Here is a 17,897-nt window from a genome sequence, read left to right as displayed (position 1 = left end):
CTCTATCTTCTTCTGATGCCTTTGGATAAATGATTTCCTGCGGATTGCAGTCCTTGCACCATTACGACCAGCAACAGCACCGTAATGATCATCACTTCAGTTTCAAATCGCTGATAGCCGTATGCGATTGCTAAGTCCCCAAGACCGCCTCCACCAACGAACCCTGCCATCGCCGATGCTCCGACGAGTCCGATCGTTGCGATCGTCAAGTTCAAAATGAGTGAACTTAACGCTTCTGGCACAAGCACCCTAAATACGATCTGCCATGGAGTCGCTCCCATCGCTTCCGCTGCCTCCACGACACCTGGCTTCACTTCAAGCAGGCTGCTTTCCACGAGCCTTGCAATGTATGGGCCTGCAAAGAATACGAGCGGAACGACTGCCGCTGATGTACCAATCGTTGTTCCGACAATCAACCGCGTAATCGGCAGAATTGCCACCAGCAGAATGATGAATGGAATCGAACGGAAAAAGTTGACGATAGCGTTCAGTACATTGAAAAGCGGACGGTTATGTAGCAGTCCGTTCGGCCTTGTCACGACGAGCGCAATCCCAAGTGGAAGTCCGATCAATGTTGCGAATAATAATGAGAAGCCTACCATTGCCAAAGTTTCATTGGTAGCTTCAAGGATTTTCGGCCAAAACTCTCTCAAATCAACCTGCATCTGCAACTACCTCCTTCACTGCCACCGAGGATTGGATAAAATGGATGGCCCTCAGAATTTCAGCATCTTCTCCTTGAAGTTCGACAATCAGATTGCCGAATGGGACCCCCTGCAGTTCCGTAATCTGTCCATAAAGCACATTCACATCGACATCGAAATTCTTGGCTGTTTTCGACAGAATCGGTTCCCCCGCTGTTTCCCTGAGAAAAGTTACCCGGTAAACGTGGCGTCCTCCTGCTCTACCTTCCACCTGCTTAAGGATCGAGGCTGGAATGTCATCCTGCATGACAGTGCGAACGAAGTTTTTCGTAGTCGGATGTTCAGGATTGGAAAAGACATCGAAAATTGTTCCCTGCTCGATTACTTTCCCATTTTCCATCACCGCAACCTTGTCACACACCTCTTTGATCACCTGCATTTCATGCGTAATCATCAAAATGGTTATGTTGTACTGATCCCTGACTCTTTTCAATAAATCCAGGATGGACTTCGTCGTCTGCGGATCCAGTGCAGAAGTTGCTTCATCGCAAAGCAGAATTTCAGGAGAAGTGGTCAATGCCCTTGCGATACCAACCCGCTGCTTTTGTCCTCCAGACAACTGGTCAGGATACTGTTTCGCTTTATCCTCCAATCCGACAAACTCAAGAATTTCCGTAACCCGCGCTTCAATCTCCTTTTTAGGAACCTTCGCAAGTGACAATGGGAACGCAACGTTCTGATAGACGGTCTTCGACTCCAATAAGTTGAAATGCTGAAAAATCATCCCGATCTTTCTCCGCACCTTCCTAAGTTCTGGTTTAGGTAAGGCAGCTAAATTACGCCCATCAACGAGCACTTTCCCATCACTTGGTGCCTCAATCAGATTGACGAGCCGGATCAAGGTGCTTTTACCAGCACCACTGAAACCTATGACACCGAAGATTTCCCCTTTTTCGATTCTCAGATCTACGTGATCGACAGCCCTCAATTCCTTGCCATCGTTCTCGTACACCTTACTGACATCCTCAAAGTGGATCATGCTGTACACTCCTTTCAAATAAACGAAAAGAACCCCTCTTCCTGAAAAACAAGAAGAGGGGTCCATAATGATCTATGTACCGTCTCTTCTCATCTTTCAAGTGCATACGCACTCGCTGGAATTGGCACAGTTTTTCATGGTACACCATGAAATCCGCTGCCGAGGTATCAAAGGGCCAGTCCCTCCACCTCTCTGGATAAGAAGATTGATTGCTATTCGTTTTTTAATGTTGATGCTAATACTAATACACCTGAATAAACGGTGTCAATAAAAATTTTCAAAATATTTTCGTGCATTTTCGCTATTCCCTGTCTTTACTGCCTTTGCTTGACGCTTTCATTTTTTATCCACAAAATTACGCACATTACCTGTTGATGACTCATTATTCACATGTTATTCCACACTGCAAACAGTTTATCCACAAAAATTATCCACATATCAACAGGTAGTTTCTCTATTTGGTATAGGAATTTATGTTCGCTACTATATCTATTTGGCTTATCCTCAACTTACTAACAACCTGTGGATATTATTTTACACAAAAAAACCTTTCCTGACATGTGGATCATCTCCACTTCAGGAAAGGTTACTTACTTAAAAATCATCTTGGGCGGCTAACGTGACGGTTACTTGCTGCTGTTCACCGTTCCGGTAGAATGTTACGGTCATTTCGTCGCCGACTTTCGTTTCTGCATATAAATGTTTTCTCAGTTCGATGATGTTCTGGATCGGTTCTCCATCCAATTCCGTGATGACATCGAGCTCTTTCAACCCTGCTTTAGCTGCTGGGGATAATGGTTCAATGGAGCGGATATAGACCCCACCTTGGACTTCTTCAGGTAGCTTGAGCGTTTCCTCCCATTCACGGCTAGGTACATCTGTCAGTGAATAAGCCTCCACACCGAGGAATGGACGAGTCACTTTCCCTTGTGTCTCCAGCTCATTAATGATCGGTTTCGCTTCGTCGATCGGGATGGCAAATCCAATTCCTTCAACCGCTGATCTAGCGATTTTCATCGAGTTGATTCCAATCAGCTGTCCTTTGATATTGATCAAGGCACCACCACTGTTCCCTGGGTTGATAGCCGCATCCGTCTGAATGACATCTGCCTGCCAGTCGGGCTGACCATCTCCGTTGAAATCCTGAGGAATTGCTCGCTGTTTACCACTGATGACCCCTTTTGTAACCGATCCAGAAAATTGCAGGCCTAGGGGGTTTCCAATCGCAATCGCGGGTTCCCCAACCTTAATTTTGTCGGATGAACCGAGATCGATTACCTTTTCCACTTTATCAGCCGGCATCTTCAATACGGCAAGGTCGGTGAACAAGTCTCCGCCAATCAATTCCGCTTTAACCCGTTCTTCGTTGGAAAGGACAACTTCAATTTCATCAGCCCCATCGATCACGTGGTTGTTGGTGACCACATATGCGGTATCCCCATCTTTTTTGTAAATGACACCGGATCCAGTACCAGCTTCTCCTTGCTCTTCCTGCTGCCAAAAGCTGGACTGAGACTGCATATTGACAACACCGACTACCGCTGGACTGACTTCCTCGACAACCTCGGTCACCTGTGTATTCACATCGACTTGTATGTTCTGTTCTGCACCTGTCAGTGCTTCATCCTCATCGACCAAGCCGCTTTCATCATCAGGTATCGTGATGTCATAAGGAAGCATGTTCGATTGAATCAAAGCAGGAAGTGCAAGCAGCACCAGCACGGCCCCTAAAATGATTCCCACGATGGTTGGCATCACCCAGCTTTTCTTTTTCTGATGGGATTCAGCCGGTGAATGGTCATCGTAATAGCCCATCTTCCACCACCAGTCCTTTCCGTAAGTAATTATCTAAATTACTTTTCCTTGTTTACAACAAGTGTAAACTCAATTCACTACATACAGGGGTGTCGGTGCATTCGGATCCGTATCATGGAGTTCAATCCTGCTTCCTGTCTCAAAGCCTCTTTCCTTCAACACGTTATCTACCGACATCCTAGCCAAATCTTTCATGTTATTATCTTGACTTAAATGTGCCAAATAAATACGCTTTGTTTTATCTGTAATAAGATCGGTAAGCGCAAGCGCGCAATCTTCATTGGAAACGTGACCGGAATCACCGAGAATTCGCCGCTTCACATTCCATGGATAACGTCCCATTCGAAGCATATCGACATCATGGTTCGATTCGAAAATATAGGCATCTGCACCTTCGACCGTCTTTTTAATCCGTTCTGATACATAGCCGAGATCAGTCACGAGCGCTACTTTCTTCCCTTCGTGATGAAACGTATAGAACATTGGATCCGCTGCGTCATGGGAAACGCCGAACGACTCAATGTCCAAATCCCCGAATGTTTTCGTCTCTTCCATACCAAAATGGAATTTCTGATCGACTGTCAGCTTACCCAATGCGGGTTCCATCGCTTTCCACGTTTTTTCATTTGCATAAATCGGCAAGTTGTATTTACGTGCAATGATTCCCAAACCTTTAATATGATCACTGTGCTCATGAGTGACAAGCACTTTCGTAATTTTGCTTGGATCGATATCAACGCCGGCAAAAAGTCCGTCCAGCTTTTTGCCACTCAGTCCGGCATCTACTAATATTCTTTCCTGTGCTGTTTCAATATAAAACGCATTACCTGTACTGCCTGAAGCAAGCACACTAAAACGTAAGGTCATCCTTCGACCCTCCACTTACTCATTATTGTTCTGTTCCGTCTTCCATAGGTACAACCGGTCCATTATTAGACTGGATCGTCTCCGTGAATTTTTCTTTGGTCTGCTTAATGAATTCACTTTCATTCATTTCAATGATTCCTTCATACGGCGTTGCATTCAAGAACAGTTCCTTCTCATTGTTGATCGTCACTTTATAAACCGGAGCGAAAATCTGCAAGCGGCTTAACCCGTCCAATTCCGGTTTGATCTTGGAATGGTAGCCGAGTGTCACATCGGTCACTTCATCTCCAGGTACAATATGATTTCTTGTATAAAGCAGATATACAGCACTGATTGGCGGGATCAGTTCCTTTTCATCCACATCTTCTTCATTTGGAGGTTTCAGACGTGTCTGCACATACCCGACAATCTCTCCTTTTTCCACCAGAAACATGATCATACCACTCTCATTGAAATAAACGGTACTGCCTTTACTTTTCTGAAAGAACATCAGTACATTTTCTGCTTTGTTCCATCCCCAGTACGAATATAAATCATTATATAGGAATGTATCATTCACTAACTCCATAATCTCTTCTCTGCTGGCATCTTCATCGATTGGAATCGGTTCTTCAAACCTGGCTGCGATCAGGTCATCATTATAAATTCTTGCATTAAGTCCATCAATTTGATCAAGCTCAGTTTTATCATCTTCGGTAAACTCTGCCCTATCCAATGTCAAGTAGGATGCCTTCGGAGTGTCACTCGGGACGGCACTTACATCAATATCATCCGCCTCCATCTGCTCAGCCAACGGGGTATCATTTCCGCCAAAAGATTCAGTCACTTCAAATCTTTTATCCAGTAATTGATTCAATAGAAAGATATCGACAATAAGGAAGCTGAGGATAAACAATGTTTTAATTTGGCCCCATTGCAAGTCCAGCACCTCCCTTGCCTGAAGAACGCATATTGGACAATTCATCAATTTCGAATTGTTCCCAGCCGCCGTTGATCTTGATATGCCAGTAAGGCTGAACATAATAGACAACTGAGGCTTCTGCCGGGGAGACCAGTCGATAACCGATTTTTACATCTTCAATTCTACCGAGATAGTCTTCATCGTAATTGTTCACTAAATAGCTGGTGACCGTTTCACCCGAAGGAAGTTGTCTTACATTACCATTGTCTTCATCACCATCACTATTATCCAGTTCCCCTTCGATGCTGATCAACGGTCGATCATAATTCGCGACCTGCTGCTGCACATATTCGATATGAATGGTGGTGAGGTTATCCCAGTTCAGAAGAGGAATACCTTGAAAATGCATGCGGTACGTCGCTTGACGATCTGTGAGTTCGGTCAACTGGAATTTATTTGTCCATCCAGTATGATCATTCACGAAATCGATACTTTGCACCAGTACATCTCCCATTGTCATGTTCGATAATTCAGTACTTGTCGCCGTTCGGAACCGCATGTACTTGTCACCGTTCGGCACTTCCATTTCACTCTCACTATCATAATAACGCTTGCCATTATCACTCGTCGAACTAACTCTTACATTATTTCTTTCAGTGAATAGCGTACTGATCAACGGTTCTTTATCGATATCTGTTGCTAACAGAACATAGTCCGGAATCTTCCTTGCATCTGCCGGAACAAAAATCCGTTCTGTTACTCCTTCAGCATCAAACAGAAGTTGTTCATTCAGTGGTTCATTGATTTTCTGCATATCCAGCCTCTGAAGCGCACTGACAGACTGAATTGCGGTTACCATGTACCCTTCCTCATCCTCTTTTTTGAAAAACACTTCCACCTTTTCGTTATTATCGTTAACAAAATAAACTTCCTTGAAGTTCATCTCCGGTATAATCCCGGATGCTGCTCCTTCCGACAATGTGAACAGATTTTGAATCGTGCTGGAAGGAATCGCTGTAGGGAAATGCAATTCAGCTAATAAGCCCTTTTGCGGAATGAAGTTTCGACTGGAAAAGCCGTTGATCGTCCAATTTTTCACTTCTGATAAGAAACGTTCTCGGTCTAGTTGATTTCGGAAACTATAAAAACGATCCTGTTTATGCAGGATGACACGGTCAGGTACTACAAGTTCAGATAGATTATTTGTCACACCTTCTTCAATATTAGTGTCCGCACCAACATTCTTATCATCAATAGGCTCCAGATTGGGCTGGTAATACCATAAGGAGACCGTCAGAAACAGACTGAAGGCGATCAGAATCGTCAATGTAATCGATTTTAGCGTTTCTATGTTCATGATTGATCCCTCCGCTTCTTCATTAGCGGAAGTGTAAAGAAAACGGTTGTTCCTTTACCTTCTTTACTTTTCGCCCAAATTTCGCCATGGTGTGCCTCTATCATTTCCCGGGCAATAGCAAGACCAAGACCAGTTCCGCCTAATTTACGGGTTCGAGCACGGTCGACACGATAGAAGCGCTCGAAAATCTTGTCGACTTTTTCGGTAGGGATCCCCATCCCTTCATCCGACACACTGATTTCCAGTTTATTTCGGCGTTTTTCTGTATGGAACCGGATTGTTCCGCCCTCTGGAGAATATTTGATGGCATTGGAGATGATATTATCTAGCACCTGGGTGATTTTATCTTGGTCCATCCAGACGAATACACGCTCATCCGGTATTAATCGCTCAAAAGCGATATGTTCCACCTTATTCATTTCGAATCGGTCGATGATATGGTGGAAAAACGGATTGAAATCTACTCTATCCTTTGATAGATTGTAATTCTTTGCATCCATTTTTGATAGCTGCAATAGATCATTGACAAGACGGATCATCCGCTCGGTTTCATTTTGCGTGACGTCGAGAAACTTCGGCGCGATTTCCTTATCTTCCCAGGCACCTTCAGAAAGGGCCTCCAAATAACTTCGCATCGTTGTCAGAGGAGTACGCAGTTCATGCGAAACATTTGAAACAAAATCCCGTCGCTCCTGCTCCACTCGTTCCTGCTCGGTAACGTCACTTAATACAGTGATGAAACCACCCATCTCTTCAAACTCATCTTCAACTACGGAAAAATTGGCTTTCAGCAAAAATGGCTCCTCATCGGTACTCATGTCGATTATCATCGAACCAACCTCTTCAATTTCCGAAATATCGGAAATCTGATCATTGATATTAAGTACATCAATCAAAGACTGGCCCTGGACGTCCTCGAATGTCTGCCCGATCAGCATCGTAGCAGGAGCATTCATCAGTGTGATGGCACCGAGGCGGTCAGTGGCCACTACACCATCCGACATGTTGGAAAGGACAGAGCTGAGCTTCCGTCTCTCTCCTTCTGTCGTCGCCTGCGATAGCTTCAGCTTGTCGTTAAGATCGTTGAATGTCATACCGAGTTGACCGATTTCATCCGTACCGTACACATTTACTTTTTGCGAGAAGTCACCTGTCGCCATTACTTTTGCCTGCTTACGCATTTCGGAAATCGGCTTTGTAATTGAACGGGCGACAAGCACACCTAATAACACCGTAATTGTCAGTGAAATTAATGTACCCTGTGCAAAAATCTGGTTGATTTCTTGCATCTGATCGTAGATGACACTCATATCGGCTTCAATATAAATTGCACCGACCACAGTATTTCCTACCATGATTGGTTCCGTTTTTACGAAAACGCGGTCATTCGTCTGTTCATTCAGTCCCTCTGCTGTTTCTCCCTCGCCGATCAGTAAGGTTGTCTTGATAATCTGAAGGTTTGTTTTCGTTCCTACAATTGACTGTTCGTCATAATTCTGTCCTTCAGCAGCAATGATCCGACTGTTTTGATCAATGACAAGCATCGTGGAAATATCCTGAGGATCAAAGTCATAGAGGATGCTCCTCACCTCGGATTCCAGAGTAGGGTCATCTTCGGTTCGCTCGTTCTCTTTCTGAAATGCTTCTTTAAGACTGAATTTCAATACATTCGAGCTTTCCTCAACGGAAGAAATGAAATTATTCTCCAATCGATCCTGGAGGTTCTTAGCAAAATAGGCACCAATGACTTGGATGCCTAATAATAAAAGTAGAATATATACAACGATCACTTTCCACCGGATGGAACTGAAAAAGCTGACTTTCTTCATACAACACTACTCCTGCTCTGGATTACGTAGATAGTATCCTACACCTCTGCGCGTCACGATCCATACCGGATTGCTTGGATTTTCTTCGATTTTCTCACGAAGACGACGGACGGTTACGTCGACTGTACGTACATCACCGTAGTAATCATAACCCCATACTGTTTCAAGCAGGTGTTCCCGGGTCATCACTTGTCCAATATGACGAGCAAGGTAATGAAGCAATTCAAATTCGCGGTGAGTCAATTCGATATAATCACCATCACGCGTAACAGTGTACGCGTCCGGGTGGATAACAAGGCGGCCGACTTTGATATCTTTATTTTTGCTGTTCGGGTCTTCTGGTTCAGCCTGACGACGGCGAAGGTTCGCTTTCACACGAGCAACAAGTTCGCGATTACTGAACGGCTTGGTCACATAATCATCGGCACCAAGCTCAAGTCCAAGCACCTTATCTATTTCAGAGTCCTTTGCTGTCAGCATGATGATCGGCATGTTTTGAGTTTTACGAACTTCACGGCACACCTCGTTACCATCTTTTCCTGGAAGCATGATGTCCAAAAGAATCAGATCCGGAGTCTCTTCATTCGCAAGTTCGATGGCTTCATCTCCATCAAACGCACATACGACTTCATATCCTTCTTTTTCAAGGTTGAACTTCAATATATCATTGATCGGCTTTTCATCATCTACTACAAGAATCTTCTGACTCATTAGTTACACATCCCTTTTCCATATTGTTTATTTATGTTTGCTTAGTATTTGTCACGTTTTCCTTATTCTAACTCATTTCTGCGTAAATGTCTTATCGCGTGATAATCGCGTCATAAAAGAAGCCGCGCAGCAACTATGATTGCGCGCGGCTTCTGAAAAACTTATAAATGACTTAGCGGATTTTGGAGCTTTCCATTTTTATATACCTCGAAGTGGAGGTGGACACCAGTGGAGTGTCCAGTCGACCCCATCATACCGATCTTACTTCCACGTGTAACCGTCTGACCTGGTTTGACACTGATGGAAGAAAGGTGGGCATAAATCGTTTTGAATCCATTGTTGTGATTAATGACAATCTTATTCCCGTATCCATCGTTAGAATTTCCTGCAGAAACAACCACACCGTTGTCTGCTGCTTTAATTGTACGGTCGCTGACACCAGCGATGTCGATTCCTTTATGGTGGGAGCCCCAACGCTGGCCTTGCTTACTCGTAATTGTTCCACCCACTGTAGGTCGAACAAAGTTTCCTGTTCCACGTGATGGCTTAACTTTTGTACCTTTGACAATCAATTTATTGACAGCTTCCTTTGTCACTTCTTCGTCCAGAGTTTCCGTCTTTGTCGATTTCCCGTTCACTTTTGTTGTTGCAGTGTGAACGACCTTCTCTCCATCGGAACCTTCCTGAGTGACTTTCTCTTCTCCTTTATACATGGAGTCGGAAGTCTTCGTTTCCGTTTCATGATCAATCGTTTCTTTTTTCTTCGTCTCTTCTTTCACAATGACATCCACGTATGGCTGCTTTTCCGTTACATTCAGCTCCTGGCCGATTTGCAGCGGATTATCTTCTTTCAGCTCTTTGTTCAGCTCAATCAATTTATCTGTATCCAGATCATATTGTCCGGCAATCTCGCCTAGCGTTTCTCCTTCTGCTACTTTGTGCTTCTTCTCAGCAAGATAGCCATTTTGAAGCAACTTTACAGCGTCTATTACAGTCAATACATCATCCAGTGAAGTTTTTTCATTGGAAAATGAAACTTCTTCGGACAGTGTGACGTCTATTATAGTAGAATCACCAGTTTTCACTTCTGGTTTTTTACTATTTTTCATGTTTGACTCTACTTCTTTCAGGGTAGACTCATCAATGTACTTCAATTTCAATTGCTGAAGTGCTTCTTCAGCAGCTTCTTTGGTAGGCAAGTGTGCAATCGTTTCATCACCAATGCTAAGACCTACAGTTTCCACTTCAACGGAAACTTCATCCTTGAGCTCGTCCAAAACTTTTTGATTGTTGAAGGAAGGATCGAACACTTTCTCCGGAACATAGCTGATTTCTTCACCAGTTGTCAGCGTGTATTCCTTATGGTCTTTCTGTACATCTGAAATCTGGGACTGTACATATTTCTGTACAATTCCTTTATCTTCTACTGCACCTATGTATTCGTCGTCTACATAGACATGATAGATCGTCGGCAAACTATCTTCCGCATATACTGAGCCGAAGGTAAGTCCCATCCCGATCACTGTCGTCAAGGCAACTTTCTTGATGATACTCGATTTCTTCTTTGCTTCCGTCACTTTCCTCACCACAATAAAATCCTCCTAAACCTTTACCCATACACATAAATCTATATATTAAGATATTTTCGGCGTAATTTTTGTCACTTTATTAATCTATCATAATGCCTGTGACTTTTGGAATGGAACTAGACCAAATGTAACAAACTTATAATCTACATGGTTAAAATTGGTATTTTTGTAAGGGGTATTTATCACATTAGGTGTAATAATGCCCTGAAAATGTTGTATACCTCCAAAATATTCAGACTTATTTTGCAATAATGTTACAAAAAAAAGAAGACCTGTGTCGAAACAGGTCTTCTTTGTAGTGGCTTGGGACGGAATCGAACCGCCGACACACGGATTTTCAGTCCGTTGCTCTACCGACTGAGCTACCAAGCCATAATAGTAATTATATTTTTAATAGTGTTTCCGCGTTGTTCACGTGAGTGTGCTCGTTAGCCAACTCAGCCTCTTTATTGCGGCAACGTGATTTATCGTATCATAGATGATTGGAGGGGTGCAATACTTTTTTCGACAAAAGTAGATTAGAATCGCTTTCTTGGGGTTTCGGTCAAGTTTGCGGATTATCGGTCCAAATCTGGTGAAAGTCGGTCAAAATTAGCTGAAATCGGTCATAACCACCATCAAATCGGTCAACGCAAGTACCATCCCAACCCCCAATCAAAAAAAGAGAGCCACATATTGGGGCTCTCCTTCTACTATTATTCGCTATAGACACTGCGGACGACGTTTGTCTGCGAGCGATCTGGGCCTACCGAGAAGATCGACAGTGGGATGCCGGTCAACTGGGAGATGCGTTCGACATAGTGTCGCGCATTTTCCGGAAGCTCATGGAGACTCTTCACTCCTGTGATATCTTCGGTCCAGCCTGGCATTTCTTCGTACACAGGTTCACATTCAGCTAGCTCTTTCAAGCTTGCTGGGAATTCTTCGATGATTTCACCTTTATATCGATAAGCCGTACATATTTTCAATGTCTCAATTCCAGTCAGGACATCGATCGAGTTCAAGGAAAGGTCGGTGATTCCACTTACACGGCGAGCATGACGGACGACAACACTGTCAAACCAGCCGACACGGCGTGGGCGTCCGGTCGTCGTTCCATATTCACGGCCGACTTCACGGATCTGATCACCGATTTCGTCATGCAGTTCAGTAGGGAATGGACCGTCACCGACACGTGTCGTGTATGCTTTGGAAACCCCTACGACATGCTTGATTTTAGAAGGACCTACACCGGATCCGATCGTTACGCCACCTGCAATCGGGTTGGAGGATGTAACGAACGGGTATGTGCCCTGGTCGATGTCGAGCATGACACCTTGTGCGCCTTCAAAAAGGACGCGGCGGCCGTCATCAAGGTTGTCATTCAATACGACGGAAGTATCACATACGTACTTTTTGAACTGCTGTCCGTATTCGTAATACTCCTCTAAGATATCTTCGACCTTCACTGCTTCTGTTTCATACACTTTTTCAAACAGACGGTTTTTATCTGCAAGGTTCTGCTCCAATTTCTCACGGAAGCTTTCCTTATCCAGCAAATCAACGACGCGGATACCGACACGGGCTGCTTTATCCATATAAGCAGGACCGATGCCTTTTTTCGTCGTACCGATTTTATTCGCACCTTTTTCTTCTTCCTGCAGTGCATCCAGTTTCAGATGGTAAGGAAGGATGATGTGTGCGCGATTGCTGATGCGCAGATTATCGGTCGAAACACCTTTATCATGTAAGTATGCAAGCTCTTCAAGAAGGGCCTTTGGATCGATGACCATTCCATTTCCAAGCACACAAATTTTATCATCAAAAAAGATCCCGGATGGAATCAAATGTAATTTATAAGTTACTCCATCAAATTTAATTGTATGTCCTGCGTTGTTTCCACCTTGATAGCGTGCAACAACTTCTGCATTCTGTGATAGAAAATCTGTAATTTTACCTTTACCTTCGTCGCCCCACTGGGTCCCGACTACTACTACTGAAGACATAAGGCACCTCCACCTTCAAAGTTTGTCTTTGGTTCACAACATGGTAAGTTTATCAATTCCAGACTGTTTCGTCAATCGAAAATACGAACATTAATATTAAAACACGGCATGATTGTTCGAATATAATGGTGCCGCTTTTTATAAACCCAAGACATGTGTCCAATTATGCTGCCTTATGCAAAAATCACGGACACCTGCCCTTATGCGACATAGGTTATAGTGTATGAAACTTCAAAGGAGTTGAGCATATGAGCTGTGGGAAAAGAAGAGAAGATTGTATCTGTGACGTCGTCAGTGATATCATCGATGCACAGGATGATGTAGTAGAAAAACATTGCGATACGAGCTGCGAGACTTCCATTCAGGAACTTGTTTCTCCATCGACGGCTAACGGTGGGAACACGACCGTTCCATTCATCCTTTACTGTGAAAATTGTAAGCCATTCATCGCAAGTGGAGTCGTACAGACGCCTAGAGGTGGATCTGGCGGATTTGCTTACGAATGTGTAGAAACACCGGTGCTCAAAGCGAAGCATTTCGTCGAGGGCAGTGACTGCTGTGTGAAGGTAGAGTTGCTGCTTCCGGTCAATAACGGTGGAAACCAGCCTAAACCTTCGGATAAAAATATCAGTGATGTGTGTAGATTCTTCCCTGGAAGAAGCATTGCGAACTTCGAAGCAACTGGCATATGTATCATCATCGACTTGAATTGCTTCTGCGGAATTACATGTCTACCAGCTATTACTCCAGTTTCTCCTTCAGCATCTAACCATGATAAAGAAGATTGAGCGGACTCAGCCTAAGGCACCTAAGCTTTAGGCTTTTTTATTTGGTTCATATAGACAGGTTTCCAAATCCACCTTTTTTTCGGAAAGAAATTTGACCCCTTCCTCTTCAAGCATCATCATCTGATCATAATTCAAGGCTTCGTCCTTGATTGCAATTTCCCCTTTGCTGTTGATGACTCGGTGCCATGGAAGTGCATGTTTCCTGCTCATCGAGTGCAGGATGCGCACCACTTGTCTTGCAGCGCGAGGGCTGCCTGCTTCTTTTGCGATTTGTCCATAGGTCATTACATAACCTTCCGGAATCGATTGGATGATAGAAATGACTTTTGAAGTGAATGGTTTCATATACTCCTCCTGATGGTAAATTTGACCTTTGAATAGTATAAAAGCTCCACTCTTTTGTTGAGAGTGGAGCTTTCCGTTTGGCTTGTGGGCGAAATTTTTGATTTGTGAGCGAAATCCAGGATTTATGGGCGACTTCCGCAAGTTTATGAGCGAAAATCCAGAATTTATGAGCGATCAACCGATCTGGCCGGTTCAGCGCATACTCTATCATCCTAAGCCGGAGGAACATCACTATCAGAATAGCGATGATCCAAATCGACGAACTTGTTGTACTGCTTGACGAAAGCAAGCTCGACGGTACCGACCGGGCCGTTACGCTGCTTGGCCAGGATGATTTCGATATTATTATTCTCGGATTCTTTCTCGTAGTAATCTTCACGGTAAAGGAATCCTACGATATCGGCATCCTGCTCGATACTTCCGGATTCACGAAGGTCGGACATCATCGGACGCTTGTCCTGTCTGGATTCTACTCCACGAGACAGCTGGGACAATGCAATCAGTGGAACGTTCAGTTCACGTGCCAATCCTTTCAGGGAACGTGAAATCTCGGAAACTTCCTGCTGACGGTTTTCCTTCGAGTTGACACTACCCTGGATCAACTGCAAGTAGTCGATCAGAATCATGCCAAGTCCGTGCTCCTGCTTGAGACGACGGCACTTGGAACGAATTTCACTGACCCGGATCCCTGGGGTGTCATCGATATAGACACCGGCGTTCGAAAGACTTCCCATTGCCATCGTCAGCTTGCTCCAGTCTTCTGATTCAAGACTTCCTGTACGCAGCTTCTGTGCATCGATATTCCCTTCAGCACAAAGCATACGGGAAACGAGCTGATCAGCTCCCATCTCGAGACTGAAGATCGCGACATTTTCATCTGTATTGATTGCGACATTCTGAGCGATGTTCAAAGCGAATGCAGTTTTACCCATCGACGGACGGGCAGCGATGATGATCAAGTCATTACGCTGGAAACCGGAGGTAATCCGGTCAAGGTCACGATAACCAGTCGGAATTCCAGTCACACTTTCATTCGTGTTATGCAACTGTTCGATGTTGTCATAGACATCAATCAGGACATCTTTAATGTTCTTGAAAGCGCCGGAGTTTTTCCGTTGGGATACATCGAGGATGCTCTTCTCTGCATCATTGAGTACTCCGTCAACATTTTCCTCTTCAGAAAAACTGTTTGTCACGATGCCGGTTGCTGTACGGATCAGACGACGTAGTAGTGATTTTTCTTCTACGATCTTAGCATAGTACTCGACGTTCGCTGCGGTAGGTACAGAGTTTGCGAGATCACTTAAATACGAGACTCCCCCAACTTCGTCCAATACTTTGGCATTTGCCAATGCAGTTGTAACGGTGACGAGGTCAATTGGTTCTCCTCGATCAGACAAAGTGAGCATCACTTCAAAGACCCGCTGGTGACCAGCGCGGTAGAAATCGTCTGGTAACAGCTTTTCTGACGCAGTCGACATTGCTTCAGGCTCTAAAAAAACCGCACCGAGTACCGCCTGCTCTGCTTCGATATTATGAGGCGGGGTGCGATCATTATAAAATTCACTCACGTGCGGTTCCTCCTCTTGTACGGGACAAGGATGGCATTATTGCTCTGCCACATGCACTTTGATCGTACCTGTGACTTCCGGGTGAAGCTTGACAGGGACGTTGGAATAGCCAAGCGTGCGGATCGGTTCATTCAATTCAATCTTACGCTTGTCCACTTTAATGTTATGGGACTTCTTCAGTTCATCTGCAATCTGCTTGCTCGTAATTGAGCCGAATAAGCGACCACCATCGCCTGACTTTGCTGAAAGCTTCACTTCCAGCTTCTCGATTGTTTCCTTCAGCTGCTTCGCTTCATCAAGCTCTTCCTGTTCCTCTTGTTTTGCTTTATTCTGCTTCGCTTTCAGGGCCTGCATGTTTGCATTGGTCGCTTCAACTGCGTAATTATTTTTCAAAAGGAAGTTACGTGCATATCCATCGGATACGTTCTTCACTTCGCCTTTTTTGCCTTTGCCTTTTACATCTTTCGTGAAAATCACTTTCATTCTGATGAGCCCCCTTCAAAGTATTCATCAAGTATATCTTGCAACAATGCTTTTGCATCTTCAATGGTTGTGTCTTCCAATTGTGTGGCAGCATTCGTCAAATGGCCGCCGCCGTTCATTTTTTCCATGATCACCTGGACATTCACATCCCCAAGTGAGCGGGCACTGATGCCGATTCTCCCGTCTTTGCGTTCGGAAATGACGAACGATGCGATAACGCCGCTCATCGTAAGCAGCGTATCTGCTGCCTGAGCGATCAGAACAGGTCCATAGGTTTCCCCTTTATTTCCAGTGGAAATAGCAATGCCATCGCGGTAGATCGACGAACGTTCAATCAAGCGGCTCCGTTTCACATACAGATTCAAATCTTCCTTCATGAACTTTTGCACGAGTACGGTATCTGCTCCTTTGGATCTTAGATAAGAAGCAGCGTCAAAGGTACGTGAACCTGTTCGGAGTGTGAAGCTTTTCGTATCAACGATAATTCCTGCTAACAGGGAAGTCGCTTCAAGCATCGTCAGCTTCAATTTCTTCGGCTGATACTCAAGCAATTCGGTAACGAGTTCCGCTGTCGACGACGCATACGGCTCCATGTAGACAAGTGTAGGGTCTGAGATGAACTCCTCCGCTCTCCGGTGATGGTCGATGACGACCACGTGCTCGGTCTTGCTGAGCAGCTTCTCTTCCATTACAAGCGATGGCTTGTGCGTATCAACGACGACAAGCAAGGTCTCATTGCTGACGAGCTCCATCGCATCCTCAGGGGTGATGAAATGCGACCATAAGTCTTCATCATTCTGAACTTCTTCCATCATGTTCGCTACCCCGATATCAATATCATCCGGGTCGAGCACGATAAAGCCGTCCTTGTTATTCGCCTGGGCAATTTTCAATATCCCGATCGATGCTCCGATTGCATCCATGTCCGGTGATTTGTGCCCCATGATCAACACTTTTTCACTATCCTGGACAAGTTCCTTCATCGCATGGGAAATGACACGGGCACGTACCCTCGTACGTTTTTCCATTGGGTTGGTCTTTCCGCCATAGAAGCGGACTTTTCCCGTATCATCCTTGATGGCGACCTGGTCCCCGCCACGGCCCAATGCAAGGTCGAGGCTCGACTGGGCAAGCTCTCCGAGTTCCGGAAGACTGACCGGTCCCACACCTATTCCAAAGCTTAGTGTCAATGGTACGTTCTGATCGGTAATCAATTCACGGACATCATCGAGAATCTCGAATTTCGATTTTTCAAGCTGGTATAGAATTTCTTTATTCATGACTGCAAGGAACCGTTCCTGCGACGTCCGCTTCAAATAGATCCCGTATTCCTGGGACCACTTGTTCAGAATCGACGTCACCTGGGAGTTGATATGGCTTTTTGCCGTATCATCCATTCCTTGGGTGATTTCCTCATAGTTATCTAAAAAGATGATGGTCAGCACGGTCTGTTCGTTATGATAGAGGCTTTGGATTTCCGTCTGTTTCGTACGGTCGAACAAGTATAACAACCGCTCGTCACGCTTGATCAGTGTCTGGAATTCATAGTCTCCAATCTGGATCCATGCTTCTTTTTTCTCTTCTTTAATATGCTTGATAAGCTCTTCAGAAAGCTCGTTCAGCGATTCTCCAACAAGTGTATCGTCCTCGGAGAAATCGTTCATAAACGGGTTCGTCCATTCAATCTTATAGTTGTCATTGAACAGTACAATCCCGATCGGCATCTCGAGGAGTGCTTCCTCCCCGACCTTTTTGACGCGATACGATAAGGTCGAGATGTATTCTTCCGTCTCATTGATCAAGTGTCTTTCGGTTCGGATCGTGTAGTAGATTGACGCAGCAAGAAGCAGCGTCATCGTCAAACCGAGCATCCACTGGTAATACCAGATGAACACTAACAGAACGATCGATATCGCATAAATGATCCAGAAGTGACTGCTTATTTTTGGCTTGTGGACATGATTGGCCATGAA

Annotated in this window: 15 protein-coding genes, 1 tRNA gene and 1 riboswitch; of the genes, 1 reads left to right on the top strand and 15 read right to left on the bottom strand. The window is 44.6% G+C overall.

Annotation, left to right across the window (positions count from 1 at the left end):
* Positions 1-2 precede the first annotated feature (2 nt).
* The 11 genes from ACFQ2J_RS09720 to ACFQ2J_RS09670 form a co-directional block, all read right to left on the bottom strand.
* Positions 3-665 (bottom strand): methionine ABC transporter permease, encoded by a 663-nt coding sequence (locus ACFQ2J_RS09720; protein ID WP_386059343.1) that lies wholly within the window; start codon positions 663-665, stop codon positions 3-5.
* A complete protein-coding gene (locus ACFQ2J_RS09715; RefSeq protein ID WP_386059340.1) occupies positions 655-1,683 on the bottom strand; it encodes a methionine ABC transporter ATP-binding protein in 1,029 nt (342 codons plus the stop codon). Before ACFQ2J_RS09715 ends, ACFQ2J_RS09720 begins: the two co-directional genes overlap by 11 nt.
* Before the next feature lie 86 nt (positions 1,684-1,769).
* Positions 1,770-1,886: riboswitch (SAM riboswitch) on the bottom strand.
* 391 nt (positions 1,887-2,277) lie between these two features.
* Positions 2,278-3,498 (bottom strand): S1C family serine protease, encoded by a 1,221-nt coding sequence (locus ACFQ2J_RS09710; RefSeq protein WP_386059337.1) that lies wholly within the window; start codon positions 3,496-3,498, stop codon positions 2,278-2,280.
* Between the two features lie 69 nt (positions 3,499-3,567).
* Positions 3,568-4,365: an MBL fold metallo-hydrolase gene (locus ACFQ2J_RS09705; protein ID WP_386059334.1), complete on the bottom strand. Its 798-nt coding sequence runs from the start codon at positions 4,363-4,365 to the stop codon at positions 3,568-3,570.
* A gap of 22 nt (positions 4,366-4,387) precedes the next feature.
* Positions 4,388-5,284, bottom strand: coding sequence for a two-component system regulatory protein YycI (locus ACFQ2J_RS09700; protein WP_386059331.1), 897 nt, complete (start codon positions 5,282-5,284; stop codon positions 4,388-4,390).
* Entirely contained in the window at positions 5,265-6,623 is a 1,359-nt protein-coding gene (locus tag ACFQ2J_RS09695; protein WP_386059328.1) for a YycH family regulatory protein, read from the bottom strand. Before ACFQ2J_RS09695 ends, ACFQ2J_RS09700 begins: the two co-directional genes overlap by 20 nt.
* Positions 6,620-8,452 carry a cell wall metabolism sensor histidine kinase WalK gene (gene walK, locus ACFQ2J_RS09690; protein WP_386059325.1) on the bottom strand — a complete coding sequence of 611 codons (1,833 nt, stop codon included), beginning with the start codon at positions 8,450-8,452 and terminating at the stop codon, positions 6,620-6,622. The genes ACFQ2J_RS09695 and walK overlap by 4 nt, the downstream gene beginning before the upstream one ends.
* Positions 8,453-8,458: 6 nt before the next feature.
* Complete coding sequence (yycF, locus tag ACFQ2J_RS09685; protein WP_386059322.1) at positions 8,459-9,163, bottom strand: response regulator YycF; 705 nt, start codon at positions 9,161-9,163, stop codon at positions 8,459-8,461.
* 161 nt (positions 9,164-9,324) lie between these two features.
* Positions 9,325-10,752, bottom strand: coding sequence for a peptidoglycan DD-metalloendopeptidase family protein (locus ACFQ2J_RS09680; protein WP_386059319.1), 1,428 nt, complete (start codon positions 10,750-10,752; stop codon positions 9,325-9,327).
* A 299-nt stretch (positions 10,753-11,051) separates the two neighbouring features.
* Positions 11,052-11,124 (bottom strand) — tRNA-Phe (locus tag ACFQ2J_RS09675).
* Between the two features lie 323 nt (positions 11,125-11,447).
* On the bottom strand, positions 11,448-12,737 hold the full coding sequence (locus tag ACFQ2J_RS09670) for an adenylosuccinate synthase (RefSeq protein WP_386059317.1): 1,290 nt from the start codon (positions 12,735-12,737) through the stop codon (positions 11,448-11,450).
* A 248-nt stretch (positions 12,738-12,985) separates the two neighbouring features.
* On the opposite strand from ACFQ2J_RS09670, the gene ACFQ2J_RS09665 reads away from it, so the two are divergent.
* Positions 12,986-13,525, top strand: coding sequence for a CotY/CotZ family spore coat protein (locus ACFQ2J_RS09665; protein WP_386059314.1), 540 nt, complete (start codon positions 12,986-12,988; stop codon positions 13,523-13,525).
* 27 nt (positions 13,526-13,552) lie between these two features.
* Here ACFQ2J_RS09665 and ACFQ2J_RS09660 read toward each other — a convergent pair whose 3' ends face one another.
* The 4 genes from ACFQ2J_RS09660 to ACFQ2J_RS09645 all read right to left on the bottom strand — a co-directional run bounded on the left by ACFQ2J_RS09660 (position 13,553) and on the right by ACFQ2J_RS09645 (position 17,894).
* Positions 13,553-13,870 (bottom strand): MGMT family protein, encoded by a 318-nt coding sequence (locus tag ACFQ2J_RS09660; protein WP_386059312.1) that lies wholly within the window; start codon positions 13,868-13,870, stop codon positions 13,553-13,555.
* A gap of 212 nt (positions 13,871-14,082) precedes the next feature.
* Positions 14,083-15,441 (bottom strand): replicative DNA helicase, encoded by a 1,359-nt coding sequence (gene dnaB / locus ACFQ2J_RS09655; RefSeq protein ID WP_386059309.1) that lies wholly within the window; start codon positions 15,439-15,441, stop codon positions 14,083-14,085.
* A gap of 36 nt (positions 15,442-15,477) precedes the next feature.
* Positions 15,478-15,924 carry a 50S ribosomal protein L9 gene (gene rplI, locus ACFQ2J_RS09650; RefSeq protein ID WP_386059307.1) on the bottom strand — a complete coding sequence of 149 codons (447 nt, stop codon included), beginning with the start codon at positions 15,922-15,924 and terminating at the stop codon, positions 15,478-15,480.
* A complete protein-coding gene (locus ACFQ2J_RS09645) occupies positions 15,921-17,894 on the bottom strand; it encodes a DHH family phosphoesterase (RefSeq protein WP_386059304.1) in 1,974 nt (657 codons plus the stop codon). Before ACFQ2J_RS09645 ends, rplI begins: the two co-directional genes overlap by 4 nt.
* Between the last annotated feature and the right edge of the window lie 3 nt (positions 17,895-17,897).

It is taken from the genome of Thalassobacillus hwangdonensis (assembly GCF_042675915.1).
Taxonomy (GTDB): Bacteria; Bacillota; Bacilli; order Bacillales; family Halobacillaceae; genus Thalassobacillus_A; species Thalassobacillus_A hwangdonensis.
The sequence above is the reverse complement of the archived record's forward strand: the minus strand, read 5'-3'. Positions and strand labels throughout refer to the sequence as shown.

What these genes read in the sequence shown, in the direction of transcription:
- ACFQ2J_RS09720 (WP_386059343.1), bottom strand. Translation starts at nt 665, where the DNA reads ATGCAGGTTGATTTGAGAGAGTTTTGGCCGAAAATCCTTGAAGCTACC.
- ACFQ2J_RS09715 (WP_386059340.1), bottom strand. Translation starts at nt 1,683, where the DNA reads ATGATCCACTTTGAGGATGTCAGTAAGGTGTACGAGAACGATGGCAAG.
- ACFQ2J_RS09710 (WP_386059337.1), bottom strand. Translation starts at nt 3,498, where the DNA reads ATGGGCTATTACGATGACCATTCACCGGCTGAATCCCATCAGAAAAAG.
- ACFQ2J_RS09705 (WP_386059334.1), bottom strand. Translation starts at nt 4,365, where the DNA reads ATGACCTTACGTTTTAGTGTGCTTGCTTCAGGCAGTACAGGTAATGCG.
- ACFQ2J_RS09695 (WP_386059328.1), bottom strand. Translation starts at nt 6,623, where the DNA reads ATGAACATAGAAACGCTAAAATCGATTACATTGACGATTCTGATCGCC.
- walK (WP_386059325.1), bottom strand. Translation starts at nt 8,452, where the DNA reads ATGAAGAAAGTCAGCTTTTTCAGTTCCATCCGGTGGAAAGTGATCGTT.
- yycF (WP_386059322.1), bottom strand. Translation starts at nt 9,163, where the DNA reads ATGAGTCAGAAGATTCTTGTAGTAGATGATGAAAAGCCGATCAATGAT.
- ACFQ2J_RS09670 (WP_386059317.1), bottom strand. Translation starts at nt 12,737, where the DNA reads ATGTCTTCAGTAGTAGTAGTCGGGACCCAGTGGGGCGACGAAGGTAAA.
- ACFQ2J_RS09665 (WP_386059314.1), top strand. Translation starts at nt 12,986, where the DNA reads ATGAGCTGTGGGAAAAGAAGAGAAGATTGTATCTGTGACGTCGTCAGT.
- ACFQ2J_RS09660 (WP_386059312.1), bottom strand. Translation starts at nt 13,870, where the DNA reads ATGAAACCATTCACTTCAAAAGTCATTTCTATCATCCAATCGATTCCG.
- rplI (WP_386059307.1), bottom strand. Translation starts at nt 15,924, where the DNA reads ATGAAAGTGATTTTCACGAAAGATGTAAAAGGCAAAGGCAAAAAAGGC.
- ACFQ2J_RS09645 (WP_386059304.1), bottom strand. Translation starts at nt 17,894, where the DNA reads ATGGCCAATCATGTCCACAAGCCAAAAATAAGCAGTCACTTCTGGATC.